Raw genomic sequence first — 24,749 nt, 5'->3', positions numbered from 1 at the left:
GCTCCGTGGGGTGTTCAGACCGGGGTCAGGACCTGTCCGCCACGGAAGTAGGCGTCCAGGTTGTCGCACACCAGCCGTTCCATGTCGGCGCGCGATTCGCGCGTGAAGCCGGCGATGTGCGACAGCGCCACGACCTGGTCCATCTCCAGCAGGGCCGGCGGCACGTCGGGCTCGTGTTCGAACACGTCCAGCCCCGCGCCGCCCAGGCTGCCAGCCTGCAGCGCCTGCACCAGCGCGCCTTCGTCCACCACGCTTCCGCGCGCGATGTTGACCAGGATACCGCGCGGACCCAGCGTCTCCATGACCTCGGCGTTCACCAGATGGCGGGTGGCGGGGCCGCCCGGGCAGGCCACGACCAGGAAGTCGGCCCAGCGGGCCAGTTCCACCAGCGAGGGTTCGTGTTCGTGCGGGGCACCCGCGACCGGCCGGCGCGTGTGATAGCGCACCGCCATGTCGAAGCCGGCGGCGCGGCGCGCGACGGCCTGGCCGATGCCGCCGAAGCCCAGCAGGCCCATGTTCTTGCCGTGGACGCGCGTCATCAGCGGACGCTGGCCGGTCTTCCAGCCGCCGGCCCGCACGAAGCGGTCGGTCGTGGAAATGCCGCGTGCCACGTCTATCGCCAGGCCCATGGCCAGGTCGGCGACGCAGCCGTCCAGGACGCGCGGCGTGTTGCTGATCTGCATGCCGAGGCGCTTGGCGGTCTCGACGTCGATCTTGTCGTAGCCCACGCCGAAGTTGGCGATGACGCGGGCATGGGGCACGGCGTCCAGGATGTCGGCGCCGCAGGCATCGCGCACGTGCACGGCGATGCCCTCGAAGGCAGACCCGTGTTCGGCCAGGAACGCGGCGCGATCGGGCTGCTTCCACAGCGGGGCGATGTCGTAATCGCGCGCCAGCCGCTCATCGGCGGGGGCGGTGATGGGGCCTATCTGCAGGATGCGGTGTTTCATCGTGGTGGCTCCCGGCGTCAATCGCGATAGCTCGTGTCGCGGCGGTCCAGCATCCGCAGCAGCGCCGGCCACTCGCGTTCGCCGTGGGGGGGATGGGTGCCGTCAGGATTGGGCGTGGGCGCGTGGCGCAACTGCTGGTAGGCGCGCTCGGCCACGGCCGGCGCCGGCATGTGCAGGGGGCTGCCGGCCGACAGCGTCAGCAACTGCGTCTGGCACGCCCGTTCGAGCCGCTGCATGTTGACGAAGGCCTCGGCCACGGTCCGGCCCACGGCCAGCAGCCCGTGATTGCGCAGGATCATGACATCGCGGTCGGCCAGGTTGGCGGCCAGCCGCTGGCGCTCGTCCACGTCCACCGCCACGCCTTCGAAGTCGTGGTAGCCCACGCCGCCGGCGAAGCGCATCGCGGTCTGGTTCAGCGGCAACAGGCCGCATTGCAGGGCCGATACCGCCATGCCCGCGGGCGTGTGGGTATGCAGGACGCAGGCGACGTCCGGCCGCGCGCCGTGGATCGCGCTGTGGATCACGTAGCCGGGCAGGTTGATCGTGTACTGCGCGTTGGGGTTGTGGATCACCTTGCCCGCCAGGTCGACCTTGATCAGGCACGACGCCGTGATTTCCTCGTACATCATGCCGAAGGGGTTGATCAGGAAATGCTCGTCGTCGCCCGGGACCCGCGCCGAGATGTGGTTCAGGATCATGTCGCTCATGCCGAACAGGTCTATCAGCCGGTAGCAGGCGGCCAGGTCTATCCTGGTTTGCCTTTCCTCCTCGGTAATGGCGGCGGTCGTTTCTTGCGGCGCCGAAGGCGCCGTGCTGCGGTGGGTCATGACGGTTCCGTTTGCCTGGTCGGGTTTCATTGTTTCTCGATGCCGGCTTCCTCGATGACGACCCGCCACTTGGCGGCGTCCTTCTGGAAGACCTCCTTGAGCGCCTCCGGCGTGCTGCCGCGCGGTTCTATGCCCAGCGCGATGAAGCGCTGGCGCACGTCCGGCGATTGCAGGGCCTTGCCGATTTCCTGGTTGAGCTTGCGCACCACCGCCGGCGGCGTGCCGGCGGGGGCGACGATGCCGTTCCAGGAGTCCGATTCGTACCTGGCCAGGGCCGGGTTGCCGCTTTCCGCGATGGTGGGCACGTCGGGCAGGAACCCTATCCGCGTGGAGCCCGTGGTCGCGATGGCCCGCAGCGAGCCCCCGCGGATCTGGCCCAGCGCGCCGGTGACGGTTTCCATGCCCACCTGGACATTGCGTCCACGCAGGGCGGCGATGACGTCGCCGGTGGACTTGAACGGGACGATGGGGACGTCCAGTCCCGCCATGGTCGCGAACAGGCGCGCCGACAGATGCTGGGCGCTGCCGACGCTGATCGTGCCGATGTTGAAGTGCGCCGGATCCCGGCGGGCGGCGGCGACGACGTCGTCAACCGTCTTGAGCGGACTGTCCTTGTCGGCCACCAGCAGGAAATGGAAGGTGCCGATGGTGGAGATCATCGAGAAGCTGTCCACCGGATCGTAGGGCAGCGACTTGAACAGATAGGGGCTGAACGCGTTCTGGCCGCTGACCAGCAGCAGCGTGTACCCGTCCGGCGCGGCACGGGCGACCATCGAAGCCGCCGTGATGCCGCCGGCGCCGGGCGCGTTCTCGACCACGACGCTCTGGCCCAGCGACTCGGCCATCTTCTGCGCCAGGGTGCGGACCACGGTGTCGCCCAGTCCGCCCGGGCCGAAGCCGACGACGATCTTGACCGGCTTCTGCGGGAAGGCCTGCGGCCACGCGGCCGGCGAGGCCAGGAGGGTGGCGAGCGTGAGCAGCAATGGGGAAAGGAACCCGCGCCGGGGCGGAAGGTGGTGGCGGTCCATGATGTCTCCTGGTGGTCCGGCAGTGTCGTCCTGCCTGGAAGAGCATTGTGGACAGGCGCGGCACCGGCCGATACCGTTTTCGATGGACAGCTGTTATGCCGTTTTGATATGGCTGGGGGCGGCCTAAGGGTTTCCGCCGTCGGGCGGCCCAGGGCGATCGGCTATGCTTGAACCCCGCTTTCCACCCACTTTCCAGACATGGCGATCTCCACTTCCCGCACCGTTTCCCGCTCCATCCGCCGCCGCCTGCTGGCCGCCGCGCCAGCGCTTGGCCTGGCCGTCGCCGCCGCTCCCAATGCCTGGGCCCAGGGCCGCAAGCGGGTGACCCGCATCATCGTGCCGTTCGCGCCGGGCGGCGGGAACGACGTGTTCGCGCGCCAGCTCGCGTTCAGCTTGAACGCGATGACCCAGAAGGACGTCATCGTCGAGAACAAGCCGGGCGCCGGCGGCAATCTCGGCACGGAACTGGTGGTGCGCGCCGCGGCCGACAGCAACACCTTCCTGCTCGGCCATACGGGCACGATCGCCATCAATCCGGCGCTCTACAAGAACCTGGCGTTCAACGCCGCCACCGACCTGCAGCCGGTCGCGATGTTCGCGTCGTCGGCACTGCTGCTGGTCGTGCCGGCCGCCTCGCCCGTCAAGAGCGTCGCGCAACTGGTCGACGCGCTCAAGGCCAAGAATGCCGACCTGACCTATGCGTCCAGCGGCGCCGGCACGGGCGGCCACCTGACGGCGGAAATGTTCCTGCACGCGCTGGGGGCGCGCGCCGTCCATGCGCCGTACAAGGGCACGGCGCCGGCGCTGGCCGACGTGGCCGGCGGCCAGGTGGATTTCAGCTTCAGCGTGATCCCGGCCGCCATGGCGCTCGTCAAGGCGGGCAAGCTGCGGGCCCTGGCGGTCACGAACGCGAAGCGGCTGGCGCTGCTGCCAGACGTGCCGACCGTTGCCGAGTCCGGTGTCCCGGCGCTGGCCGGCTTCGAGAGCACGCTGACCTACGGCATCCTGGCCCCCAAGGGCGTGCCGCAGGCGGACGTGGCGCAACTGGGCGGCGAGATCCTGAAGGCGGCGTCCACGCCCGAATTCCAGTCCAAGCTCGGCATCGAAGGCGCCGAGCCGATGCTGGGCGGCGCGGCCGAATACGCCCGCAAGGTCCAGGAAGAAAGCCGCAAGTGGTCCGAGGTGGTGAAGTTCTCGGGGGCGTCGGTCTAGGGCTGCGGGGGCGCGGTGATGTAGGTCCCGCGCCCGCTCGCGATCAGCTTGCCGTCCTGGAGCACCTGCGCCTCGCAAACCGAGAACTGGCGTCCGTGCTTGATGACCCGGCCCCTTGCGATCAGGTCGCCGGGCTTGGCCAGGCGGTGGTAGTCGACGCGCAGGTCGATGGTGGGCACGCCGTGGCCGATGCGGCGGACCAGGGCGAAGTCGGCGGCGAAATCGATCAGCGAGGCCAGGATTCCGCCGTGCGTCTGCATCAGCCGGGTGCTGGCCACCCATTCCTCGCGCCAGGTGGCGCTTACCTCGATGCTGTCTTCTTCCAGCGCCAGCACCTTCAGGCCCAGCCACTGCAGGTAGGGGCCGCGCGACACCAGCGCCTGCAATTCTTCCAGCGTCATAGGATTCTCCATGCCAGATGGCCCGGCGGCCGAGCCGCCGTGCGGGGTCAGGCGCCGACCGCGCGGGCCTGTTCGCTCAGTTCGCGCGCCTGCGCCTCGAGCGCCTTGCGGTCGATCTTGCCGACGCCGTTCAGCGGCAGCGCATCGACGAAGATCACCCGGCGCGGATACTGGTAGGGCGGCGCATTCTCCAGCGAGTGCGCCTTGACCGCCTCGGCGGTGAGCGGCGAGCCGGCACGCTTGACGATGAAGGCATAGGGAATGCGATGCTTGATCTCGTCGGGCACCGGCACCACGATGGCCTGGTCGATGTCGGGATGGCGCTCGAGCATCAGCTCGACGTCGCCCGGATAGATGTTGTGCCCGCTGGAAACGAACATGTCGTCGGCCCGCCCGACGAAGTAGTACCAGCCGTCCGCGTCGCGCCGCAGCACGTCGCCCGTGTCGAACCAGCCGTCTTTCATGCGGCGGGCCATTTCCTCGGGGTTGTTGTAGTAGCCGTTCATCATGCCCGGCCCCTGCACGTACAGCGTGCCGAAGTCGCCGTCGCCGGCGTCGCCGACCAGACGGAAGCGGTTGCCGGCCACCGGCCAGCCCACCGAATGGCGGGGGCGCGGCTTGCCCTGCGGGTGCGGGCCGAACAGCGCGGCGCTGGTCTCGGTGGTGCCGAAGATGGTAACGATCTCGGCGCGCGGGAACATGCGCGCGACCTCGTCGATCAGCACGTCCGAGGCCGGCGCGCCGCCCATGGTGGCGAGCCGCACGAAGGAATAGTCCTGGCCTTCGATCAGGTCGCGCTGCTGCAGGATCATCGCGAAGATGGTCGGCACGCCCGACAGCACGGTCACGCGGTGGCGGGTGATGGCTTCGATGTAGCGCCGGGGTTCGAACTTGCGCATCAGGACCACGGCCGAGCCGCCCACCAGCACGCACTTGATCGAGTTCATCGCGTGCTTGTGGTAGAGGGGCGCCGCGACGATCATGCGGTCGGTGGCGCAGAAGCCGCGGTCATGCGAAATGGTCTCGGCCACCCAGGTATGGGCGCGGTGGGACAGCAGCGCGCCCTTGGGGCGGCCGGTCGAGCCGGAGGTATAGGGCTGGAACGCCACGTCGTCGTAGGCGGGCGCGTAGGGTTCGAACGGTCCGGGATCCTTGAAGGCTTCGTAGGGCCGCTGTCCGTCCGCGTCGACGTCGACACAGGGTACGTCGCCCGGCAGGTTGGCCCGCAGCGCGCCATCGCAGAACACCAGGCGTACCTGGGCATCGTGCACCACCCATTCGACGGTGGCCTTGGGTTGCAGGATGCCGATGGGAACCGGGATGATGCCCGCCCGCATGGCGCCGAAGAAGATCTCCAGGAATTCGAGGCGGTTCGAGCACAGGATGCCGATCCGTTCGCCGGGCGCCAGGCCGTGGCGGCGCAGTCCGCGCGCCATGGCGTCGCACGACGCGTGGAAGGTCGGGTAGTCCACCTCGCGCGGATGGTCCGGGTCCGACAGGTCGATGACGGCGGGACGTGCGTCGTTGCGGAATTCGCTGCCGATGCAGCCGAGGTTCTTGATGGATGGGCTCATGGGTTCACGATCACCTTTCCGAAGATGCGGCGGTTCTCGAGCAGGCCGACGCCTTCGGCGGCGCGTTCGAGCGGGAGGATGGTCTCGATGACGGGGGCGAGCCGGCCCTCGGCGACATAGGCCAGGCAGGCCTCGATGTCGCTGGGCAGGTAGGCGCGCGAGCCGATGATGTCGATCTCGCGGTGCCACACGTAGCGAATGTCGATGGGACAAAGATGGCCAGCGGTCGAGCCGCAGGTCAGGATGCGGCCGTTGACCGCCATGCAGCGCTGGGTCGGGATCCAGGTGTCGCCGCCGGTGAAATTGATGGCGACGTCGACTCCCTTCTTGCCGGAAGCGGCCCAGACCGGTTTGGAAAAATCGGGATGCTCAGCGTAGTTGACGATGTGGTCGGCGCCCAGTTCGCGCAGCTTGCGGCCTTTCTCCTCGCTGCTGGTGCAGGCGATGACTTCGGCGCCGGCCATCTTGGCGAACTGCACGCAGGAAACGCCCACGCCGCCGCTGGCGCCCAGCACCAGCACTTTTTCGCCGGCCTGGATCCTGCCGCGGGTGAACAGCATGCGGTGCGAGGTGCCGTAGGCGATGGGCAGGGCGGCCGCTTCATTGAAACCCACTCCCTCGGGGATCTCGATCAACTGGCGCTGGTCTACCGCGATGTATTCGCATAGTCCGCCATTGCCGTGCTCGCCCAGCACGCCGCCTTCGGGAAAGCGCGGGAACAGCGCCACGCGTTTGCCTACCCAGTCTCGCGGCACGCCTTCGCCCACGTCGGCCACGACGCCGGCGACGTCGCCGCCAGGAATGCGCGGCATGGTCGTGTGCAGGTCGGGCATGCCGTGCAGCACGAACACGTCCATGTAGTTCAGTCCGCAGGCCTTGATCTGCACCAGCGCCTGGCCCGTCGCGGGGCGCGGCACCGACCATCGCTCCAGCTTCAACTGCTCCAGGCCGCCGTGCTCGTTGAGCGCGATCACTCTCATCGTCGTAGTCATGGATCCCTTGCGTGGTAAGTGGCGCACCGGCTCTGTGCCCGATGCGCGGATGGCGAAGGAATCGTAAGAGTGGGCTTTGATCAGTACAAATTACTAGTTTTGGTGGATTGATCGTCGCCGTCGATAGATGCGTCGTGGCGGCGGTGGAAAGCGGCCGTCGGCGATCTATCGGCAAAAGTGAAGAATGGACAAAAACGAATTGTTTGTGCTGATGAAAGCGTCGAACTTAGGATGCCCTTGCCTGTCCGGCGTGCCGCCCCGATGCGGAGCCGGCGGGCCATGCCGGTGCCTCGTTGCACACGGTCCCTTGTTCATTCAATCAGACAGGGAGCATCCATGTCGGCCGATTCCTCCGCCGAAAACTGGCCCGAGATCGTCGTACGCGCGCTCAAGGCCAACGACGTCAGGCTCGTGGCCTATGTGCCGGATAACGTCCTGGCACCTTTGATCCGGCTGGTCCACGACGATCCGTATTTCACCGTGGTCTGTCCCGCCCGCGAAGAAGAGGCCGTGGGCATCGTGGCCGGCGCCTACATGGCGGGCACGCGCGGCATCGTCCTGATGCAGACCAGCGGTTTCGCCACCCTGCCCAATGTGCTGGCCTCGCTTCTGAGCCCCTATCGCATACCGGTGCCGATGATGATTTCCGAGCGCGGCGCGGTCGGCGATTTCCAGCTCGGCCAAGCCATGGTGTGCCGCACGATGCGGCCGGTGTTGACGGCGTTGGGCATTCCGCACTTCGCCATCGAGCGGCGCGACGACGTCGAATTCGTCGTGGGCAGCATGATCGGCCAGGCCTTTGCCACGCATGAACCGGCCGCGATGATCCTGTCGCCGCTGCTGACCAAGAAACCGGTCCCGACTGCCGCTCATGCGGCGGCGCGCTGAAGGAGACCCCCATGCCGGACAGCGAACTGAGATCGATCTCCCGCGCCAGCGCCAAGGTCATGAATCGCGCCGACCTGACACGCAGGCTGGTGGCCCGGCTCGAGCGGGAAGAGGCCGTCATCGGCGGTATAGGCAACAGCAACTTCGATCTGTGGGCCAGCGGCCAGCGGCCACAGAACTTCTACATGCTGGGCAGCATGGGGCTGGCCATTCCCATCGCGCTCGGCGTGGCCATGGCCCAGCCGGCGCGCCGCGTATTCGCGCTGGAGGGCGACGGTTCGCTGCTGATGGAGCTGGGCGCGCTGGGAACGGTCGCGGCGCAGGCGCCGCGCAACCTGGCCATCGTCGTCTGGGACAACGGTATGTACCAGATCACCGGATCGCAGAAGACGCTGACGTCATCGACGGTGGACCTGATCGGGGTGGCGCGCGCGGCCGGCCTGGCGCGCAGTTCGTGGGCGCTGGACGAAGCGCACTTCGAGTCCCTGGTGGAGCAGGCGTTGGACGGCGACGGACCGTGGGTCATCGGCGCGCGCATCGATGGCGAAAAACCGGCCGGTACGACCGAGCGCGATCCCGCCAAGATCCGCCTGCGTTTCATGCAAGGCCTGGGCGTGGCGGCCTGAAGGAGCGAGACGATGTCCAGACTGCTGATCAATGGCCGTTGGGTGGATGGCGCATCCTCCCAGCCGCTCACAGACAAATACGCGGGCCGCGTCTACGGCGAGATGGCCGTGGCGTCGAGCGCCCAGATCGACGAGGCGATCGGCGCCGCCCGGCGCGCCGCCGATACCGTGCGCATGGAACCGTATGCGCGCTATCAGGCCCTGACCGGCGCGGCCCGCATCATCGAGAGCCGCATGCGGCAGTTCGTCGACCTGCTGCGCGACGAGGCCGGCTTCACCCGCGCCGATAGCGAGAACGAGGTGCGGCGCTGTGCCCAGACCCTGGAGCTGTCGGGTGAAGAAGCCAAGCGGCTGGTGGGCGACCTGATTCCCATGGCGGCCGGCCGCGGGGTCAAGGACCGCCTGGGGTTCACCGTGCGGGCCCCGCTCGGGGTGATCTGCGCCATCACGCCGTTCAATTCGCCGCTCAATACGCTGGCCCACAAAGTGGGGCCGGCGCTGGCCGGCGGCAATTCGGTGATCATCAAGCCTTCGACCTTCACGCCGCTGGCGGCGGTCGAACTGTGCAAGGCGCTGATCGACGCCGGCGTGCCGGGCGAACTGCTGACCCTGCTGCACGGGCCGGGGGGCTCGCTCGGCCGGCAACTGCTGGCCGATCCGCGTATCGCGTACTACGCCTTCACCGGTAGCACGCAGGTGGGGCGCGAGATCCAGCAGGCCGCCGGCCTGCGCGGCACGCAGCTCGAGCTAGGCAGTATCGCCAGCACGATCGTGTGCCACGACGCCGATATCGAAATGGCGATCCCCAAGATCATCAATGCGGGCTTCCGCAAGGCGGGCCAGGTCTGCACCTCGGTGCAGCGGCTGTTCGTCGACCGGCGCATCGCGCCGGCCTTCGTGCCGCGCCTGGTGGAGGCCGTGCGGGCAACGCCGGTCGGCGATCCGGCCGATCCGCGCACCGTCATCGGTCCGATGATCAGCGAGCATCACGCCCGGCGCGCGGCGTCGTGGGTGGACGAGGCCGTGAGCCAGGGCGCGCGCCTGCTGACCGGCGGCACGCTGCGCGGCCGGGTGTTCGAGCCGACGGTCCTGCAGGACGTGCGCAGCGACATGCGGGTGGTGTGCGAGGAAATCTTTGCGCCGGTGCTGTCCATCATCGAGTTCGACGACATCGCCGAGGCGGTGGCCGGCGCCAACGCCAGCGACTTCGGCCTGGCGGCAGGCCTGTTCACGGCCGATCTGCATACGGCGCTGCGCACCGCGCTGGCTTTGCGCTTCGGCGGCGTGCACATCAACGAAGCCTCCAGCGCGCGGGTCGACGCCATGCCCTTCGGCGGCGTCAAGGACAGCGGCCACGGCCGCGAAGGGCCGGGCTACGCCATCAGGGAAATGACCGAGGAGCGGTTGATCACCATCGCCTACTAGCCGCGTGCGTGGGACGGCTTCGATTCAAACTGAATGGGATAGAGAGAGCGTGAACACATCTGCTGCAGGCTCCAGTACCTTGCGCGTCGCCGTGGATATCGGCGGAACCTTCACGGACGGCGTGGCAACCTTGCATCCGCAGGGCCGGATCTGGGTCGGCAAGACGCCGACCACACCGTCGGACCCCGGCGAAGCGGTCTCCACCGTCATCGGCGACCTGTTGCGGCAGATCGCGGTCTCGATGGGCGGGGCGGCGCCGTCGCTGGGCGAGGTGCTGCACGGCACGACGCTGGTCACCAATACGCTGATCGAACGCAAGGGCGCCGCTACCGGCCTGATCACCACCGCCGGCATGCGCGATGCGCTCGACATCGGGCGCGAGTGGCGCTATGACCCTTATGACCTGGACATCGTGCTGCCCCGGCCGCTGGTGCCGCCCGAGTGCCGGGCCGAAGTGGCCGAGCGGCTGGGCGCGCATGGCGACGTGCTCGAAGCGCTGGACGACGCGGATGTCGCGGCGGCGATCCAGGCGCTGGCGGACGCGGGCGTGACCTCGGTCGCGGTGTCGCTGTTGCACGCCTACATGGACGACAGCCATGAACGCCGCATCGAGGCGGCCATCAAGGCGCGTCTGCCCGACATGGCGGTGTCGACCTCGTCGTCGCTGGCGCGCGAGATCGGCGAGTTCGAACGGACCTCCACCACCACGGCCAATGCCTACGTCAAGCCGGTGGTGGCCGATTACCTGCGCCAGCTCGAGGCGCGCATCGGCGACATCCGCCGCGGCATTCCTCTGCGCGTGATGGTGTCCAGCGGGGGGTTCACCTCCGCCCGCGCGGGCGCCGAGTCACCCATCATGCTGCTGGAGTCCGGGCCGGCCGCGGGGGTGCTGTCGGCGCTGAACACCGCGCGGCAGAACGGCGTGGACCAGGTGCTGGCGTTCGACATGGGCGGCACCACGGCCAAGGCCTGCGTCGCCATCGACGGCGAGGCGCCGGTCGCGCACAGCTTCGAATGCGCGCGCGTGGAGCGTTTCAAGCGCGGGTCGGGGCTGCCCATCCTCATTCCCAGTATCGAGTTGATCGAGATCGGCGCCGGCGGCGGTTCGATCGCCTATTGCAACCGGCTGGGCCTGCTCAACGTCGGTCCGGAATCGTCGGGATCGGTGCCTGGACCGGTTTGCTACGGCCGTGGCGGCACGCAGCCGACGGTGACCGACGCCGACCTGCTGCTGGGCTATCTGAACCCGGCCAATTTCCTGGGCGGCGAGATGGCGCTGGACCTGGAGGCTACCCGCGCGGCCATGGCCCGGCTCGGCCAGCAACTGGAGATGCCGGCCGAGGGCGTGGCCTGGGGCATCTGCAACATGGTCAACGAGAACATGGCGAGCGCGGCCCGCATCCACATCGCCGAGACCGGCCACGATCCGCGCGAACTGTCCATGGTGGCGACGGGCGGCGCGGGCCCGGTGCACGCGGTGGACGTGGCGCGCAAGCTGCGCATCCCGCGCGTGCTGGTGCCCATCGCCGCGGGCGCCGGGTCGTGCCTGGGCATGCTGGCCGCGCCGGCGCGCGTGGACCGTGCCTGGTCCAGTCCGCAGCTACTGGCCGACGCCGACTGGGGCCAGGTCGCGCGCGTGCTGAGCGCACTCAAGCAAGAGGGCGAGGCCGAGCTGGCTTCGGTGGGGGCCCGCGATGTCGAGTGGCGCATCGGTGCCGACATGCGCTACCACGGCCAGGGGGCCGAGGTGCCTGTTTCGATTCCCTATGCAGAGGCCGACGCCGGCACTGGCGCGCGCGTGCTCGCCGCGTTCGAAGAGCAATACCGGCGCCTGTACGGCCGCCTGGTACCGAATGCCCGGCCGCAGGTCACGACCTGGCGCCTGGTCGGCAAGGCGCGCACCGAAGGCAGCCATTTCGAATGGGGCGACACGCGCACCAGCGGCGGCGCGCCGGCGGGCTCGCGGCCCGTCTACCTGCCGCTGCGGCGGGCGTACGGCGAGGTGCCGGTGCACGACCGCTATTCGCTGCCGGCGGGAACCACTCTGCCGGGGCCGCTGATCCTGGAAGAACGCGAATCCACCCTGGTCGTCGCGGTGGGGGCCGACGTGACGATTCTTCCGGACCTGACCGTATCCGTGACCATCAAGGAATTCGAATAATGGACAAGACTTCCTCGCGGCGGCGTCCGGCCGCCCGGCAGACGAGTTTCGACGCGGTCGAACTGGAGATCCTGTGGAAGCGGCTCATCAGCGTCGTCGACGAAGCCGCCGCCGCGTTCGTGCGTACCTGCTTTTCCACGCTGGTCAGGGACGGCAACGATTTCGCCATCGTGCTGACCGATGCCCAGGGGCGTTCGCTGGCGCAATCGGCCATGAGCCTGCCCGGTTTCATCGGCTGCCTGCCGGCGACGGTGCGCCATTTCCTGGACAAGTACCCGGCCGACACCATCAAGCCGGGCGACGTCTTCATCACCAATGATCCGTGGAAAGGTTCGGGCCACGTGCACGACGTCACCACCGTCACGCCCATCTTCTTCGAGGGCCGGCTGGTGGCTTTCGGTGCGGTGGTCTCGCACCTGCCCGACATCGGCGGCAAGCTGCGCAGCAACAGCAGCCGCGAGATCTACGAAGAAGGCCTGCAGATTCCGCTGATGAAGCTGCTCGACGACGGCAAGCCCAACGAGGTGCTGATCGAGATGATCACCCAGAACATCCGCGTGCCGGAGCAGGGCATGGGCGATATCTGGGCGCAGGTGGCGGCGTGCCGGATGATGGCCGATCGCCTGAAGGGGCCGCTGGAAACGGTGGACCTCGAGGCGCTGGGCGCGGAAGTGCGCAGGCGTTCGGAAGAGGCCATGCGCGAGGCCATCCGTGCCTTGCCCGACGGCGTCTACCGCTCGACCGTGCAGCACGACGGTTTCGAGGAGCCCATCGTCATCCGTTGCCAGCTGACCGTGGCCGGCGACCGCATCGACATCGACTACGCGGGAACGTCCGCGCAGTTGCCGCGCGCCCTGAACGTGGTGCCGATCTACGTGTTCGCCTACACCGTGTACGGCCTGAAGGCCTTGCTGTGCGCGGACATTCCGAACAACGAAGGCAGCTTCCTGCCCATCACGACCCAGGCGCCGCTCGGTTCGCTGCTGAATCCGACCTATCCCGCGGCGTCGGGCGGCCGCAGCGCCATCGGCCATCTGTTGCCGGGCGCCGTCTTCAAGGCGCTGGCCGAGGTGCTGCCCGAAAAGGTCTGGGCCTCGGGGTCGCCGAATTCGTCGATGACCATGTCGGGCGAGTACCGGGGCAAGCGCTACGCCGTTGTCAACTTCCTGAACGCGGGGCAGGGGGCCAACGCGCGCCGGCCTGGGTTCTCGGCGCTGAGCTTTCCGGCCAACCTGGGCAATACCCCGGTCGAGATGATGGAGTTCCTGGCGCCCATCCGTGTCCTGCGGCGCGAGATCCGCCGCGGCAGCGGCGGCGAGGGGCGCCAGCCGGGCGGCTGCGGCATCCGCTTCGAGTACGAGTTGTTGCCCGATGCACCGGATGCGGCAGCCTCGTTCCTGATGACCCAGCTCAAGTCCGCGCCGTCCGGGCTGGCGGGCGGCGGCGCCGGCCAGCCCGGACGCCTGGCCATCAACGGCCAGGCCGTCGATCCCACCGAGCCGCGCGTGCTGCGCGCCGGCGACCGCGTATTGATGGAGACCGCCGGCGGCGGCGCCTATGGATCACTGGAGAAGAAAGCATGAGTGACATGACACGCATCGACCAGAGCGCGCGGCGCAGCCGGGCGCTGGTTCACCACGGCATTGCCTACCTGTCGGGCCAGGTGCCCGACGACCGCTCGCAAGACATCGCCGGCCAGACCCGCCAGGTATTGGCCAAGGTGGACGAATTGCTCGGGCAGGCGGGGACCGACAAGAGCCGGATGCTGAGCGCGCAGATCTGGTTGAAGACGATGGACGATTTTGCGGCGATGAACGCGGTGTGGGATGCCTGGGTCGTGCCCGGGCAGACCCCCACTCGTTGTTGCGGCAAGGTCGAACTGAATGACCCGGCATGCCGAGTCGAGATCGTGGTGGTGGCCGCCGTCTGAGGCAGGTTGCAGGACGGAGGAGGCGACATCCCGTAGTTCCCTAAACACGTGAGGCTGAGATGATCGAGAGAAGCTCTGGCAGGTGTTGTAAGGTGAAGTCGCCATCCACGCGGGCCGGGTGGGCCGTGGCCGGGATGGCCATGGTGTGCGCGGCCTGGGTGACGCCCTCCGCAGCGGTGGCCGACGAGTTCCCCAGCAAGCCGATCCGGCTGGTGATTCCGTATGCGACCGGTGGCGTATCCGATTCGATCGGACGGGTGCTGGCCAAGTCCATGAGCGACGCGCTGGGGCAGTCGGTGGTCGCGGAAAACCGCGGTGGCGGGGGCGGCACCATAGGCGCCGCGGTCGTGGCCGCCGCCCCGCCCGACGGCTACACGATCCTGTTGACCAGTCCGCCCATGGTCGTGGTGGCGCCCGTGCTGCTCAAGAACCTTTCCTACCATGCGATCGACGATTTCACCGCGATCGGCACGCTGGTGACCACGCCCAACATCCTGGCGGTCAACAACGACCTGCCGGTGAAGTCCCTGGCCGACATGGCCAGCTATGCCAAGGGCGAAGGCCGGAACAAGCTGAGCTTCGCCTCGGCCGGGCCGGGCAGCACCGGCCACCTGTCGGGCCAGATCCTGCAGAACGCGATGAACATCACCATGACCCACGTGCCGTACAAGTCGTCGGGGCTGGCCTTTCCCGACGTGATCTCGGGACGGGTGTCGATGGTGTTCGATTCGCTGCCCTCCACCATAGGCTACGTGCGCGCCGGGCAAGTGCGTCCGCTGGTGGTGATGTCCAAGGAGCGCTCCTCGATATTGCCCGACGTGCCCACCGCGATCGAAGCGGGATACCCCTCGGCCACCATGAATTTCTGGATGGGCATAGAAGGGCCGGCCCACATGCCGCCAGCCGTCGTGGAGAAGCTCAATGCCGCCATCCACAAGGCGGTGCAGTCGCCGGAGATGCGCAAGCAGCTCGCCACGCTGGGCGCGGAACCCTATCTGATCAGTTCGACGGAGTTTGCCCAGTTGCGCCGCCACGACGCCACGACTTACCGTAAGCTCGTCAAGGACATGGGACTGGAGCGCGACTGATGACCGACAAGGATGCGAGCGGCTCGTCCACGGCGACGGCAAAGGGGATCGGGGCGCGCCTGCGCCGCCGGGAGGACTGGCGCCATCTGCGGGGGCGTGGGCAGTTCGTCGGCGACATCCGCGTGCCGGGCATGCTGGAGGTCGCGTTCGTGCGCAGTTCCAGCGCCCACGGCATCGTGCGCGGCATCGTCATTCCCGACGAGTACCGCGACCAGGTGTTCACCGCCAGGGATTTTCCCGCCGTCAAGCCCATCGTGGCGGTCCCCAAGATCGACGGCTTCAAGTATTCCGAGCATCCGGCCCTGGCCACCGATCGCGTCCGCTTCGCCGGCGAGCCGGTGGCGATGGCGATCGCGCCCACACGGGCGATGGCCGAGGACATCGCCGACTCGGTGCTGGTCGACATCGAGGAACTGCCGGCCGTGGTCGATACCGTCGCGGCCACGCTGCCCGGCGCGCCCCTGATCCGCGAGGAATGGGGCGACAACGTGTACGTGGCGCGCGACGCCGAGTTCGGCGACCTGGCGGCCGCGCGGCGCGAGGCCGCGGTGGTGATCGAGCGCGAATACCGGATGAACCGCCAGTCCGCCGTGCCGCTGGAAGGACGCGCCATCCTGGCGGTGTGGGACGACCGGCTGGACGAACTGTGCGTCTACACGGGCAGCCAGTCGCCGCACCAGACGCGGGTCGGTATGGCGCAGGTGCTGGGTATCGAGGAGCGGCGGTTGCGTCTGATCTCGCCCGACATGGGCGGCGGCTTTGGCGCCAAGCGCGTGCTGTATCCGGAAGAGCTGATGGTGGCGGCGCTGGCGCTCAAGCTCAAGCGGCCGGTCCGCTGGCTGGACGACAAGCGGGAGCACCTGCTGAGCGCCATCCATTGCCGCGAGCATCATCACAAGGTGAAGGCCTACGCCGACGCACGCGGCCGCATCCTGGGCCTGGACGTGGAGGTCTATGTGGATGCCGGGGCTTATTCGCACTGGCCCAACAGCCCTTTCATGGAGACGGGCATGGTTGCCAAGAACATCCCCGGCCCCTATGACGTGCCCAGCTATCGTTGCCGCAGCTATACCGTGGCCACAAACAAGTCGCCCATAGGCGCATATCGAGGCGTGGCGCGCCCGGCCGCCTGTTTCACCATCGAGCGCACCATCGACGAAATCGCCCACGCCGTGGGCCGCGAGCCCTGGGAGGTGCGTGTGGAAAACATGGTGCCCGAGCACGCCATGCCGTACCGGTCCATCACCAATCTGCTCTTCGACACCGGCAACTACGGCGAGTCGGTGCGGCGTGCCGCCGGGTTGATCGAGCTGGCCGGGGTGCGGGCGCGCCAGAAGCAGGGCGAAGCCGACGGCCGCCTGATTGGCGTGGGCTTTGCGGCGTTCACCGAGCAGACCGCGCACGGCTGCGGCGAATGGGTCTCGCGCGGCACGCCGGTGATCCCGGGCTACGAGTCGGCCACGGCGCGGATGATGCCCGACGGATCGCTGATGCTGATGGTGGGCATCGTGTCGCATGGACAGGGCCTGGAGACGGCCTTGTCGCAGATCGCCCATCACGAATTGAGCATCGATCCGGCCCGCGTGTCGGTCCGGCATGGCGACACCCAGGTCTCGCCGTTCGGCATGGGGACCTTCGCTTCGCGCAGCATGGTCATGTCTGGGGGCGCGGTGGCCCGGGCGTGCCGGCTGCTGCGCGCCAAGATGGCGGCTATCGCCGCGTACGCCATGAAGTGCGAAGCCGAGGCGCTGCGCTTCGAGGACGAACGCGTGCACGGGCCCGAAGGGTCGATGGGCTTCGACGAGATCGGCCGCATCGCGCATCTGCGGCAGGAGGCGCTGCCGCCGGGCATGGAGCCCCTGCTCGACGTGACGACGACCTACGAGCCGCAGGTCGACACCGGTGTGTTCACCTATGCGACGCATGCGGCCGTGGTGGCCGTGGACCCGGATACGGGCAAGATCGATCTGTTGGACTACGCCTGCGTCGAGGACTGCGGCACCGTGGTCAATCCCATGATCGTCGACGGCCAGATCATCGGCGGCATCGTGCAGGGCATAGGCACGGCGCTGTACGAAGAGATCCCTTATGACGAGAATGGACAGCCGCTGGCGACGACGCTGGGCGATTACCTGATGCCGGGCGCGCCCGAGGCGCCGCCCATCAAGATCGGCCACATGGTGACGCCCACGCCGCACACCGAGTACGGCATGAAAGGCATGGGCGAGGGCGGCGCCATCCCGCCGCCGGCCGCGATCGCCAACGCGGTGCGCGACGCGCTGCGCGGCCTGGGCGCCGAGCTGAACGAAACGCCCATGACGCCGCAGCGCGTGCGGGCCGCCATCGTCGCGGCAGCCGAAGGCACGCCGAGCGCAACCCGCGCGCATCGGGAAGGCGAGGTGGTGCAATGAAGGCCGCGCCGTTTTCCTATCGCCGCGCCGCGACCCTGGACGAGGCGCTGGCGGCCGGCGGCGAGACCTCCCGCTTCCTGGCCGGCGGCCAGTCGCTGGTGCCCATGATGAACCTGCGCCTGACGCTGGCGGACACCATGATCGACATCTCCGGACTGGCCGAACTGCGGCGCAGCGCGGCCGAGGACGATCGCGTGTTCATCGGTGCGGGCGTCACGCACGCCATGATCGAGGACGGCAGGATCGAGGATCCGTCGCGCGGCTACCTGCGGCACGTGGCCGGCGGCATTGCCTTTCGTTCGGTGCGCAACCGCGGCACGCTGGGCGGCAGTCTGGCCCACGCCGATCCCGCGGCGGACTGGCCCACGGCGCTGCTGGCGCTGGGGGCCGAAACCGTCATCCGCGGCACCGGCGGCGAGCGCCGGCTGCCGTTGGCGCGATTCCAGCTCGGATTGATGGAGACCGCGCTGCGGCCGGACGAGATCCTCGTCGGCGTGACCGTGCCCGTCCTGTCCGATCTGGCTCGGTGGAGCTATCAGAAGTTCTGCCGGAAGTCGGGCGAGTTCGCCCATTCCATCGCGGCCGTCGTACGCGATCCGGCTCGGGAACTGGCCGAGGTGGCGCTGGGTGCGGCGGGAGACAAGCCGTGCCGGCTGGGGCGCGTATCGGCGTTGCTGGCCGAAGGGGATCGGGTCGATCCGCGGCAGCTCGGGCAGGTGGTGGACGCGGACGTGCGGGACGCTACGGGGTTGGCCGCGTCGTCCTACGAGTTCCATCTGCATCGGACCATGGTCGTACGCGCGTGCGCGCGCTTGCAGGAGCAGACATGAAGCTTGCATTGACAGTGAACGGTGCGCCGGTGGCGGGCGAGGTCGAGGACCGCATGACGCTGGCCGATTTCGTCCGCGACCACTGCGGCCTGACCGGCACCCATCTGGGCTGTGAGCACGGCGTGTGCGGCGCCTGTTCGGTGCTGGTGGACGGCGAGCCCGTGCGGGCCTGCATCACGCTGGCGGCCGCGGTCGACGGCCGGTCGGTGAGGACCATCGAAGGCTTCGAGGACGATGCCGCGATGGCGGTCATCCGCGAATGCTTTTCCGAGGCGCATGGACTGCAATGCGGCTTCTGCACGCCCGGCATGGTCATCATGGTGCGCGATGCGCTGGCGCGCGGCTGCTGCGCATCGGAACACCAGATCCGCGACCAACTGGCCGGGAACCTGTGCCGCTGCACCGGTTATGCCGGCATCGTCAAGGCCACCGAAATGGCGCGCGACCGGCTGGCCAAGGCCGGCTGAATCCGAAACCCCCTCAAGGACATTCCATTCATGAACATCACCGGAGAACGGCAACTGGCCGTCGATCGGCAGACCGCCTGGGAAAGCCTGTTCGACCCGGCCATCCTGCAGCAGTGCATACCCGGCTGCGTATCGGTCGAGCGCGAGGACGACACCCGCTACCGGGCCGTGGTCGTGATGGCCATCGGCCCCGTCAAGGCGCGGTTCTCGGGAACCTTCACCATCGCCGACGCGCAGGCGCCGGCGCGTTGCCGGCTGGTGTTCGAAGGCAGCGGCGGGGCGGCGGGCCTGGCAAAAGGCGGCGCCGATGTGGTGCTGGACCCCGCTGACGGCGGTACGCGCCTGGCCTATGATGCCCAGGCTCAGGTCGCAGGAAAGTTGGCCCAGGTGGGAGCAAGATTGATCGAAGGAGTCGCCAGGAAGCTCGCAGGAGAATTCTTCGATCGCTTCGAGACGGCGGTCACGGCGGGCCAGACCTGATCCGCCCACGCCGCACGGCGGGAGCCCGGCGCGAATACCGCGCTGCAACACGTCCAGGGTTGTTCGAGCGGTGTCTTTCGAAGGCTCGCCATCATGAGAAAGATTTCCCTGCGTCACCTGCGGTGTTTCGTCGCCATTGCCGAAACCGGTTCGTTCACCCTGGCCGCCGCGCGGCTGTTCCATACGCAATCGTCCCTGACCGCCACCATCCAGCAGTTCGAGGAAGCGGTCGGGCTGAAGCTGTTCGACCGCACGACGCGGCGCGTGGTCCTGACTGACGATGCCGTCCGCTTCAAGGCCGTGGCCGAGCGCATCCTGCGGGACTTCGACAGCGCCATCGGGGATCTCCAGGCCATCGCCAAGAGCCAGCGGGGGCACGTGCGCATCGCCGCCGCGCCGTCGATGATCATGCACATCCTGACCCCGGCGCTGGCGGCGTTTCGGCGGGCCTATCCCGCCATCACCGTTTCGGTGCGCGACGGCGGGTCGGACAAGATCGAGCGGGCCGTGCTCGACGGCGACGTCGATTTCGGCCTGTGCAGCCGCCTCAACAACTATCCCGAGCTCAATTACGTGCCCATGCTGGCCGACCCGTTCGGCGTGATCTTTCCCAACGACCACCCCTTGGCCTGTACCAATGGTCCGATCAAGTGGTCGGACCTGGCGCAGTACGACTACATCGGGCTGACGGGAGACACCGGCATCGGCGCCTTCCTGGAGAACTACCCGGAACTGGGCCTGCACGACAGGGCCCAGCTGCACGACAACGTGTCCAGTACCCATTCCCTTTACGCCATGCTGGGCTTGGGCGGGAAAATCTCGGTGGTGCCGGCGCTGGCCGCCCAGGCGGGACCACTCAATGAACTGAAGTTCCGGGAGTTATGCGAACCCCGCATTTCGCGGGAAATATGCCTGACCACCCGGCACCTTCGTTCTTTTTCGGTCAATACCCGCCGCATTCTCGAAGTGCTGATGACCACCATCCAGGATGCCGGCAACCTGAGCGGTGTCGAAGTCATCCTGGACCAGCGCTGGTCCGCGTCCGAGACCTGGGAGGGTGAATCCGCGCGTGGGCAGGCCGACGCGCGGCAGTTGATGGAGCTTTAGGGAACCGGGTTCAACACCTGCCCGGTGCGGAAATACGCATCCAGGTTGTCGCACACGCGGGCTTCCATGTCCGCCCGCGATTCGCGGGTGAAGCCGGCGATGTGCGAGACCGCCACCACGTTGTCCATCTCCAGCAAGGCCTGGGGGACGTCGGGCTCGTGCTCGAACACGTCCAGCCCCGCGCCGCCCAGGCGGCCGGCCTGCAGCGCCTGCACCAGCGCGGCCTCGTCCACCACGCTGCCGCGCGCGATGTTGACCAGAATGCCGGACGGGCCCAGGGCCTCCATGACTTCGGCGTTCACCAGGTGGCGGGTGGCCGCGCCGCCGGGGCAGGCCACCACCAGGAAATCAGCCCACCGGGCCAGTTCCACCAGCGAGGGCTCGTGCCGGTAGGGGGACCCGGCGACCGGGCGGCGCGTGTGGTAGCGCACGTCCATGTCGAAGCCGGCGGCGCGCCGGCCGATGGCCTGGCCGATGCCGCCGAAGCCCAGCAGGCCCATGTTCTTGCCGTGGACGCGCGTCATCAGCGGACGCTGGCCGGTTTTCCAGCCGCCGGCCCGCACGAAGCGGGTGGTGACGGAAATGCCGCGCGCCGCGTCGATCGCCAGCCCCATGGCCAGGTCGGCGACGCAGCCGTCCAGCACTTCCGGGGTGTTGCTGATCTGCATGCCCTGGCGCCTGGCGGTGTCGATGTCTATCCGGTCGTAGCCCACGCCGAAGTTGGCGATGACGCGGGCGTTGGGCAGGGCGGTCAGGATGTCGGCGCCGCAGGCGTCCCGCACGTGGATCGCGATGCCTTCGAACCCGGCGCCGTGCTCGGCCAGGAAGGCGGCGGGATCGGCCTGTTTCCACAGGGGCGCCACGTCGTAGTCGCGCGCCAGGCGGGCGTCGACGGCGGGCGTGATGGAGGCGATCTGCAGGATGCGGTGCTTCATCGGGAGAGTCCTGGAAGTCGGTTGTCGGTCGCGGTCAGGCTGCCACGATAGCCCATGTTGCGCCGCCGCGCAGACCGGTGCCGGGGCGCGCCAGTCTGGGGTAAACTACTCCTTGCCTTCACCCTGCGTGACTGGCGACTCTAGGCCTGGGGCCTAGGTGGGTTTACCACAAGGAAGCGCAGGGTTCCGGCGGTTCGGTTCGTCCCATCCGGGGCGCGGCCGCGCCGCCCGCCGTTCGCCTGGGCAGCCGTTAGGCAGATTCGTAGATCGCGTCACGCCGTCTTTCGTTTCGGCTGCCCTGCCGCGCAGGCGCAGCAGGACGATGTGGCGCGGTTTCCGTCATATCGGCTGGCCGTCGCTTTGAACCCGTCGGTTGGCCCCCGTTCTGCACAGGAAGGAAACCGTCATGTTCGACCGCAACCGCACCATCGCCCAGGCCGATCCCGAACTCTGGTCCGCCATCGAGCTGGAAAACCAGCGCCAGGAACAGCACATCGAGCTGATCGCCTCGGAAAACTACGCCAGCCCCGCCGTCATGCAGGCCCAGGGCACGCAGCTCACCAACAAGTACGCCGAAGGCTATCCCGGCAAGCGCTATTACGGCGGCTGCGAGTTCGTGGACATCGTCGAGCAGTTGGCCATCGACCGCGCCAAGCAGATCTTCGGCGCCGATGCCGTGAACGTGCAGCCCAATTCGGGCTCGCAGGCCAACCAGGGCGTGTACATGGCCGTGCTCAAGCCCGGCGATACGGTGCTGGGCATGAGCCTGGCCGAGGGCGGCCACCTGACGCACGGCTCGCCGGTCAATGCCTCGGGCAAGCTGTACAACTTCCTGTCCTACGGCCTGAACGCCCAGGAGGAAATCGATTACGACCAGGTCGCGCGCCTGGCCGCCGAGCACAAGCCCAAGCTGATCGTGGCCGGCGCCTCGGCCTATGCGCTGCGCATCGACTTCGCCCGTTTCGCCCAGATCGCCAAGGCCAACGGCGCGCTGTTCATGGTGGACATCGCCCACTACGCCGGCCTGGTCGCCGGTGGCGCCTACCCCAACCCGGTCCCGCACGCCGATTTCGTCACCTCGACCACGCACAAGTCGCTGCGCGGCCCGCGCGGCGGCCTGATCATGTGCAAGGCCGAGTTCGAGAAGGCCGTCAATTCCGCCATCTTCCCGGGCATCCAGGGCGGCCCGCTCGAGCACGTCATCGCCGCCAAGGCCGTAGCCTTCAAGGAAGCGCTGGATCCCTCGTTCAAGCAGTACGCCGCCCAGGTCGTGGCCAACGCCAAGGTGATGGCCGAGACGCTGGTCGAGCGCGGCCTGCGCATCGTGTCGGGACGCACCGAAAGCCACGTCATGCTGGTGGACCTGCGCGCCAAGGGCATCACGGGCAAGGACGCCGAACTGGCGCTGGGCCAGGCCCACATCACGGTCAACAAGAACGCCATTCCGAACGATCCGGAAAAGCCCTTCGTCACCAGCGGCGTGCGTGTCGGCTCGCCGGCCATGACCACGCGCGGCTTCAAGGAAGACGAGGCCCGCCTGACCGCCAACCTCATCGCCGACGTGCTGGACAACCCGCGCGACGAGGCCAACATCGCGGCCGTGCGCGAGCGCGTCAACGCCCTGACCGCGAAGTTCCCGGTCTACGGTGGGTAGGAGGGCCCACCCCCTACGCCCTTCGGGCGCCCCCTCAAGGGGGCGGCGCTGGCGGACCGGCAAAGCCGGATCCGCGGCGCCCTGGAGGGGGTGTTCTAGGTTGCAGAGGATCGAGGACCATACATGAAGTGTCCTTTCTGTCGCCATGAGGACACCCAGGTGATGGACACCCGGGTGTTGGAAGAAGGCAGCGCCATTCGCCGGCGCCGCCGCTGCACGCATTGCGATCGACGCTTCACGACCTACGAGCGGGTGGAGCTGTCGCTGCCGGCGGTGGTCAAGCGCAATGGCAGCCGGTCGGAGTACGACCAGGGCAAGCTGCGCGGCAGCCTGATGCTGGCGCTGCGCAAGCGGGCCGTCAGCGCCGACGCGGTGGAAGCCGCCGTTACCCGCATCGAGGAAGCCCTGATGACCAGCGGCCTGCGCGAGGTACCGTCCGAGCGCGTGGGCGAACTGGTCATGCAGGAACTCAAGAAGCTCGACAAGATCGCCTACATCCGTTTTGCCTCGGTCTACAAAAGCTTCGAGGACGTGGACGAATTCACCGACGTCGTGCGAGAGATCCAGGGGCCCCGGCCTCCCGCCACGAAATCCTGATCGCCGATGAGCGCCAAGATCGCCGAACGTCCCGAGGATGCCGCCTGGATGCGGCGCGCGCTGTCGCTGGCCGACGGCGTTCTGTACACGACTTCACCGAACCCACGCGTGGGCTGCGTCATCGTGCGCGACGGCCAGATCCTGGGCGAGGGCGCGACCCAGCCCGTGGGCGGGCCGCATGCCGAGGTCCGGGCGCTGCGCGACGCGCAGGCGCGCGGCCTTTCCGTGGAAGGCGCCACCGTCTACGTCACGCTGGAGCCGTGCAGCCACCATGGCCGTACGCCGCCTTGCGTCGACGCGCTCGTCGCCGCCGCGCCGGCGCGGGTCGTCGTGGCGATGGGCGATCCCAATCCGCGCGTCAACGGCGAAGGCCTGGCGCGGCTGCGCGCCGCGGGCATCGCCGTCACCGCAGGCGTGTGCCTGGACGAGGCGCTGGCGCTGAACGTCGGCTTCGTCTCCCGCATGAGCCGCGGCACGCCCTGGCTCTGGGCCAAGATGGCGGCGTCGCTGGATGGGCGCAGCGCGCTGCCCAACGGCCGGTCGCAATGGATTACCGGCCAGGCCGCCAGGGCCGACGGCCACCATTGGCGCGCGCGCAGCTGCGCCGTGCTGACCGGCATCGGCACCGTGCTGGCCGACGATCCCCGCCTGGACGTGCGCCATGTGGCGACCACGCGCCCGCCGCGCAAGATCGTGCTGGATACGCATCTGCGCATGCCGGCCGGCGCGCGCCTGCTCGATGGCGCGGAAACCTGGATCTTCACGGCGCGCGAGGATGCCGGCCGCGCCGCCGACCTGGCGGCGCGCAACGCGCGCGTCATCTGCCTGCCGGGCGCGGATGGCCGGGTCGACCTGCCCGGCGTCATGCGCTGGCTGGGGCAGCACGACATCAACGAAGTCCATGCCGAGGCCGGCGCGGTGCTGACCGGCGCCTTGCTGCAGGCCGGCTGCGTGGATGAACTGCTGGTCTACATGGCGCCCGTGCTGTTGGGCGAGGGCGCGGGCATGGCGCGCCTGCCGTTGATCGAGGACCTGGACCAGGCGCGCCGTTTCCAGTTCGTGGACGTGAGCGGGCTGGGCCCGGACGTCCGGCTGCGGGCGCAGGACCCGCAGCGGCTGGCGGCCGCGCGCGCGGCCGCCACGCCCGCGCGGCGGGCCTGATCCGC

The 24,749-nt window shown here is 68.5% G+C and carries 23 protein-coding genes and 1 riboswitch; of the genes, 16 read left to right on the top strand and 7 right to left on the bottom strand.

Annotated features, from left to right (window positions below):
• Window positions 1-14: 14 nt before the first annotated feature.
• The 3 genes from EGT29_RS22575 to EGT29_RS22565 are packed head-to-tail and all read right to left on the bottom strand — an operon-like array spanning window position 15 to window position 2,805.
• Window positions 15-950 carry a 2-hydroxyacid dehydrogenase gene (locus tag EGT29_RS22575; protein ID WP_124691088.1) on the bottom strand — a complete coding sequence of 312 codons (936 nt, stop codon included), beginning with the start codon at window positions 948-950 and terminating at the stop codon, window positions 15-17.
• 17 nt (window positions 951-967) lie between these two features.
• A complete protein-coding gene (locus EGT29_RS22570; RefSeq protein WP_124691087.1) occupies window positions 968-1,777 on the bottom strand; it encodes a class II aldolase/adducin family protein in 810 nt (269 codons plus the stop codon).
• A 26-nt stretch (window positions 1,778-1,803) separates the two neighbouring features.
• Window positions 1,804-2,805, bottom strand: coding sequence for a tripartite tricarboxylate transporter substrate binding protein (locus EGT29_RS22565; RefSeq protein WP_124691086.1), 1,002 nt, complete (start codon window positions 2,803-2,805; stop codon window positions 1,804-1,806).
• A gap of 198 nt (window positions 2,806-3,003) precedes the next feature.
• Here EGT29_RS22565 and EGT29_RS22560 point away from each other — a divergent pair, with 198 nt between their 5' ends.
• Window positions 3,004-4,017 carry a tripartite tricarboxylate transporter substrate binding protein gene (locus tag EGT29_RS22560; RefSeq protein ID WP_124691085.1) on the top strand — a complete coding sequence of 338 codons (1,014 nt, stop codon included), beginning with the start codon at window positions 3,004-3,006 and terminating at the stop codon, window positions 4,015-4,017.
• Here the strand turns inward: EGT29_RS22560 and EGT29_RS22555 are convergent.
• The 3 genes from EGT29_RS22555 to EGT29_RS22545 are packed head-to-tail and all read right to left on the bottom strand — an operon-like array spanning window position 4,014 to window position 6,984.
• Window positions 4,014-4,418: a PaaI family thioesterase gene (locus tag EGT29_RS22555; RefSeq protein ID WP_124691084.1), complete on the bottom strand. Its 405-nt coding sequence runs from the start codon at window positions 4,416-4,418 to the stop codon at window positions 4,014-4,016. The genes EGT29_RS22560 and EGT29_RS22555 overlap by 4 nt on opposite strands.
• A 47-nt stretch (window positions 4,419-4,465) precedes the next feature.
• Window positions 4,466-5,992 (bottom strand): class I adenylate-forming enzyme family protein, encoded by a 1,527-nt coding sequence (locus EGT29_RS22550; protein WP_124691083.1) that lies wholly within the window; start codon window positions 5,990-5,992, stop codon window positions 4,466-4,468.
• On the bottom strand, window positions 5,989-6,984 hold the full coding sequence (locus EGT29_RS22545) for a zinc-binding dehydrogenase (RefSeq protein ID WP_238160171.1): 996 nt from the start codon (window positions 6,982-6,984) through the stop codon (window positions 5,989-5,991). The genes EGT29_RS22550 and EGT29_RS22545 overlap by 4 nt, the downstream gene beginning before the upstream one ends.
• A 336-nt stretch (window positions 6,985-7,320) precedes the next feature.
• Between EGT29_RS22545 and EGT29_RS22540 the strand changes: the two genes are divergently transcribed.
• The 12 genes from EGT29_RS22540 (at window position 7,321) to EGT29_RS22485 (ending at window position 20,397) form a co-directional block, all read left to right on the top strand.
• Window positions 7,321-7,872: a decarboxylase gene (locus EGT29_RS22540; protein WP_124691082.1), complete on the top strand. Its 552-nt coding sequence runs from the start codon at window positions 7,321-7,323 to the stop codon at window positions 7,870-7,872.
• Window positions 7,873-7,883: 11 nt separating this feature from the next.
• On the top strand, window positions 7,884-8,498 hold the full coding sequence (locus tag EGT29_RS22535) for a thiamine pyrophosphate-dependent enzyme (RefSeq protein ID WP_124691081.1): 615 nt from the start codon (window positions 7,884-7,886) through the stop codon (window positions 8,496-8,498).
• A 12-nt stretch (window positions 8,499-8,510) separates the two neighbouring features.
• Window positions 8,511-9,923, top strand: coding sequence for an aldehyde dehydrogenase family protein (locus EGT29_RS22530; protein ID WP_124691080.1), 1,413 nt, complete (start codon window positions 8,511-8,513; stop codon window positions 9,921-9,923).
• A gap of 49 nt (window positions 9,924-9,972) precedes the next feature.
• Window positions 9,973-12,084 carry a hydantoinase/oxoprolinase family protein gene (locus EGT29_RS22525; protein WP_238160170.1) on the top strand — a complete coding sequence of 704 codons (2,112 nt, stop codon included), beginning with the start codon at window positions 9,973-9,975 and terminating at the stop codon, window positions 12,082-12,084.
• Window positions 12,084-13,667 carry a hydantoinase B/oxoprolinase family protein gene (locus tag EGT29_RS22520; RefSeq protein WP_124691078.1) on the top strand — a complete coding sequence of 528 codons (1,584 nt, stop codon included), beginning with the start codon at window positions 12,084-12,086 and terminating at the stop codon, window positions 13,665-13,667. The genes EGT29_RS22525 and EGT29_RS22520 overlap by 1 nt, the downstream gene beginning before the upstream one ends.
• Window positions 13,664-14,014 (top strand): RidA family protein, encoded by a 351-nt coding sequence (locus EGT29_RS22515; RefSeq protein ID WP_124691077.1) that lies wholly within the window; start codon window positions 13,664-13,666, stop codon window positions 14,012-14,014. The genes EGT29_RS22520 and EGT29_RS22515 overlap by 4 nt, the downstream gene beginning before the upstream one ends.
• Before the next feature lie 92 nt (window positions 14,015-14,106).
• Window positions 14,107-15,102: a tripartite tricarboxylate transporter substrate binding protein gene (locus EGT29_RS22510; RefSeq protein ID WP_161567917.1), complete on the top strand. Its 996-nt coding sequence runs from the start codon at window positions 14,107-14,109 to the stop codon at window positions 15,100-15,102.
• Window positions 15,099-17,513 carry a xanthine dehydrogenase family protein molybdopterin-binding subunit gene (locus EGT29_RS22505; RefSeq protein ID WP_370283065.1) on the top strand — a complete coding sequence of 805 codons (2,415 nt, stop codon included), beginning with the start codon at window positions 15,099-15,101 and terminating at the stop codon, window positions 17,511-17,513. Before EGT29_RS22510 ends, EGT29_RS22505 begins: the two co-directional genes overlap by 4 nt.
• A complete protein-coding gene (locus tag EGT29_RS22500) occupies window positions 17,510-18,343 on the top strand; it encodes a xanthine dehydrogenase family protein subunit M (RefSeq protein ID WP_124691074.1) in 834 nt (277 codons plus the stop codon). The genes EGT29_RS22505 and EGT29_RS22500 overlap by 4 nt, the downstream gene beginning before the upstream one ends.
• Window positions 18,340-18,810, top strand: coding sequence for a (2Fe-2S)-binding protein (locus EGT29_RS22495; protein WP_124691073.1), 471 nt, complete (start codon window positions 18,340-18,342; stop codon window positions 18,808-18,810). Before EGT29_RS22500 ends, EGT29_RS22495 begins: the two co-directional genes overlap by 4 nt.
• Window positions 18,811-18,840: 30 nt before the next feature.
• Window positions 18,841-19,290, top strand: coding sequence for a CoxG family protein (locus tag EGT29_RS22490; RefSeq protein ID WP_124691072.1), 450 nt, complete (start codon window positions 18,841-18,843; stop codon window positions 19,288-19,290).
• A 93-nt stretch (window positions 19,291-19,383) separates the two neighbouring features.
• A complete protein-coding gene (locus EGT29_RS22485; RefSeq protein WP_238160169.1) occupies window positions 19,384-20,397 on the top strand; it encodes a LysR family transcriptional regulator in 1,014 nt (337 codons plus the stop codon).
• Here the strand turns inward: EGT29_RS22485 and EGT29_RS22480 are convergent.
• A complete protein-coding gene (locus EGT29_RS22480) occupies window positions 20,394-21,332 on the bottom strand; it encodes a 2-hydroxyacid dehydrogenase (protein WP_124691070.1) in 939 nt (312 codons plus the stop codon). The genes EGT29_RS22485 and EGT29_RS22480 overlap by 4 nt on opposite strands.
• A gap of 117 nt (window positions 21,333-21,449) precedes the next feature.
• Window positions 21,450-21,584: riboswitch (ZMP/ZTP riboswitch) on the top strand.
• A gap of 154 nt (window positions 21,585-21,738) precedes the next feature.
• Between EGT29_RS22480 and glyA the strand changes: the two genes are divergently transcribed.
• The 3 genes from glyA (at window position 21,739) to ribD (ending at window position 24,744) form a co-directional block, all read left to right on the top strand.
• Window positions 21,739-22,986, top strand: a complete 1,248-nt coding sequence (glyA, locus tag EGT29_RS22475) for a serine hydroxymethyltransferase (protein WP_124691069.1) — start codon at window positions 21,739-21,741, stop codon at window positions 22,984-22,986.
• 123 nt (window positions 22,987-23,109) lie between these two features.
• Window positions 23,110-23,583 (top strand): transcriptional regulator NrdR, encoded by a 474-nt coding sequence (nrdR, locus tag EGT29_RS22470; RefSeq protein WP_124691068.1) that lies wholly within the window; start codon window positions 23,110-23,112, stop codon window positions 23,581-23,583.
• A 48-nt stretch (window positions 23,584-23,631) separates the two neighbouring features.
• On the top strand, window positions 23,632-24,744 hold the full coding sequence (gene ribD, locus EGT29_RS22465; protein ID WP_124692479.1) for a bifunctional diaminohydroxyphosphoribosylaminopyrimidine deaminase/5-amino-6-(5-phosphoribosylamino)uracil reductase RibD: 1,113 nt from the start codon (window positions 23,632-23,634) through the stop codon (window positions 24,742-24,744).
• Window positions 24,745-24,749 lie beyond the last annotated feature (5 nt).

The organism is Pigmentiphaga sp. H8, assembly GCF_003854895.1.
Taxonomy (GTDB): Bacteria; Pseudomonadota; Gammaproteobacteria; order Burkholderiales; family Burkholderiaceae_B; genus Pigmentiphaga.
This window is presented reverse-complemented; position numbering and strand designations above follow the sequence as displayed.

Coding starts and splice junctions, on each gene's coding strand:
- EGT29_RS22535 (WP_124691081.1), top strand. CDS start 7,884: ATGCCGGACAGCGAACTGAGATCGATCTCCCGCGCCAGCGCCAAGGTC.
- EGT29_RS22530 (WP_124691080.1), top strand. CDS start 8,511: ATGTCCAGACTGCTGATCAATGGCCGTTGGGTGGATGGCGCATCCTCC.
- EGT29_RS22545 (WP_238160171.1), bottom strand. CDS start 6,984: ATGACTACGACGATGAGAGTGATCGCGCTCAACGAGCACGGCGGCCTG.
- EGT29_RS22565 (WP_124691086.1), bottom strand. CDS start 2,805: ATGGACCGCCACCACCTTCCGCCCCGGCGCGGGTTCCTTTCCCCATTG.
- EGT29_RS22520 (WP_124691078.1), top strand. CDS start 12,084: ATGGACAAGACTTCCTCGCGGCGGCGTCCGGCCGCCCGGCAGACGAGT.
- EGT29_RS22500 (WP_124691074.1), top strand. CDS start 17,510: ATGAAGGCCGCGCCGTTTTCCTATCGCCGCGCCGCGACCCTGGACGAG.
- EGT29_RS22490 (WP_124691072.1), top strand. CDS start 18,841: ATGAACATCACCGGAGAACGGCAACTGGCCGTCGATCGGCAGACCGCC.
- ribD (WP_124692479.1), top strand. CDS start 23,632: ATGCGGCGCGCGCTGTCGCTGGCCGACGGCGTTCTGTACACGACTTCA.
- EGT29_RS22555 (WP_124691084.1), bottom strand. CDS start 4,418: ATGACGCTGGAAGAATTGCAGGCGCTGGTGTCGCGCGGCCCCTACCTG.
- nrdR (WP_124691068.1), top strand. CDS start 23,110: ATGAAGTGTCCTTTCTGTCGCCATGAGGACACCCAGGTGATGGACACC.
- EGT29_RS22495 (WP_124691073.1), top strand. CDS start 18,340: ATGAAGCTTGCATTGACAGTGAACGGTGCGCCGGTGGCGGGCGAGGTC.
- EGT29_RS22570 (WP_124691087.1), bottom strand. CDS start 1,777: ATGACCCACCGCAGCACGGCGCCTTCGGCGCCGCAAGAAACGACCGCC.
- EGT29_RS22485 (WP_238160169.1), top strand. CDS start 19,384: ATGAGAAAGATTTCCCTGCGTCACCTGCGGTGTTTCGTCGCCATTGCC.
- EGT29_RS22480 (WP_124691070.1), bottom strand. CDS start 21,332: ATGAAGCACCGCATCCTGCAGATCGCCTCCATCACGCCCGCCGTCGAC.
- EGT29_RS22540 (WP_124691082.1), top strand. CDS start 7,321: ATGTCGGCCGATTCCTCCGCCGAAAACTGGCCCGAGATCGTCGTACGC.
- EGT29_RS22550 (WP_124691083.1), bottom strand. CDS start 5,992: ATGAGCCCATCCATCAAGAACCTCGGCTGCATCGGCAGCGAATTCCGC.
- EGT29_RS22515 (WP_124691077.1), top strand. CDS start 13,664: ATGAGTGACATGACACGCATCGACCAGAGCGCGCGGCGCAGCCGGGCG.
- glyA (WP_124691069.1), top strand. CDS start 21,739: ATGTTCGACCGCAACCGCACCATCGCCCAGGCCGATCCCGAACTCTGG.
- EGT29_RS22575 (WP_124691088.1), bottom strand. CDS start 950: ATGAAACACCGCATCCTGCAGATAGGCCCCATCACCGCCCCCGCCGAT.
- EGT29_RS22560 (WP_124691085.1), top strand. CDS start 3,004: ATGGCGATCTCCACTTCCCGCACCGTTTCCCGCTCCATCCGCCGCCGC.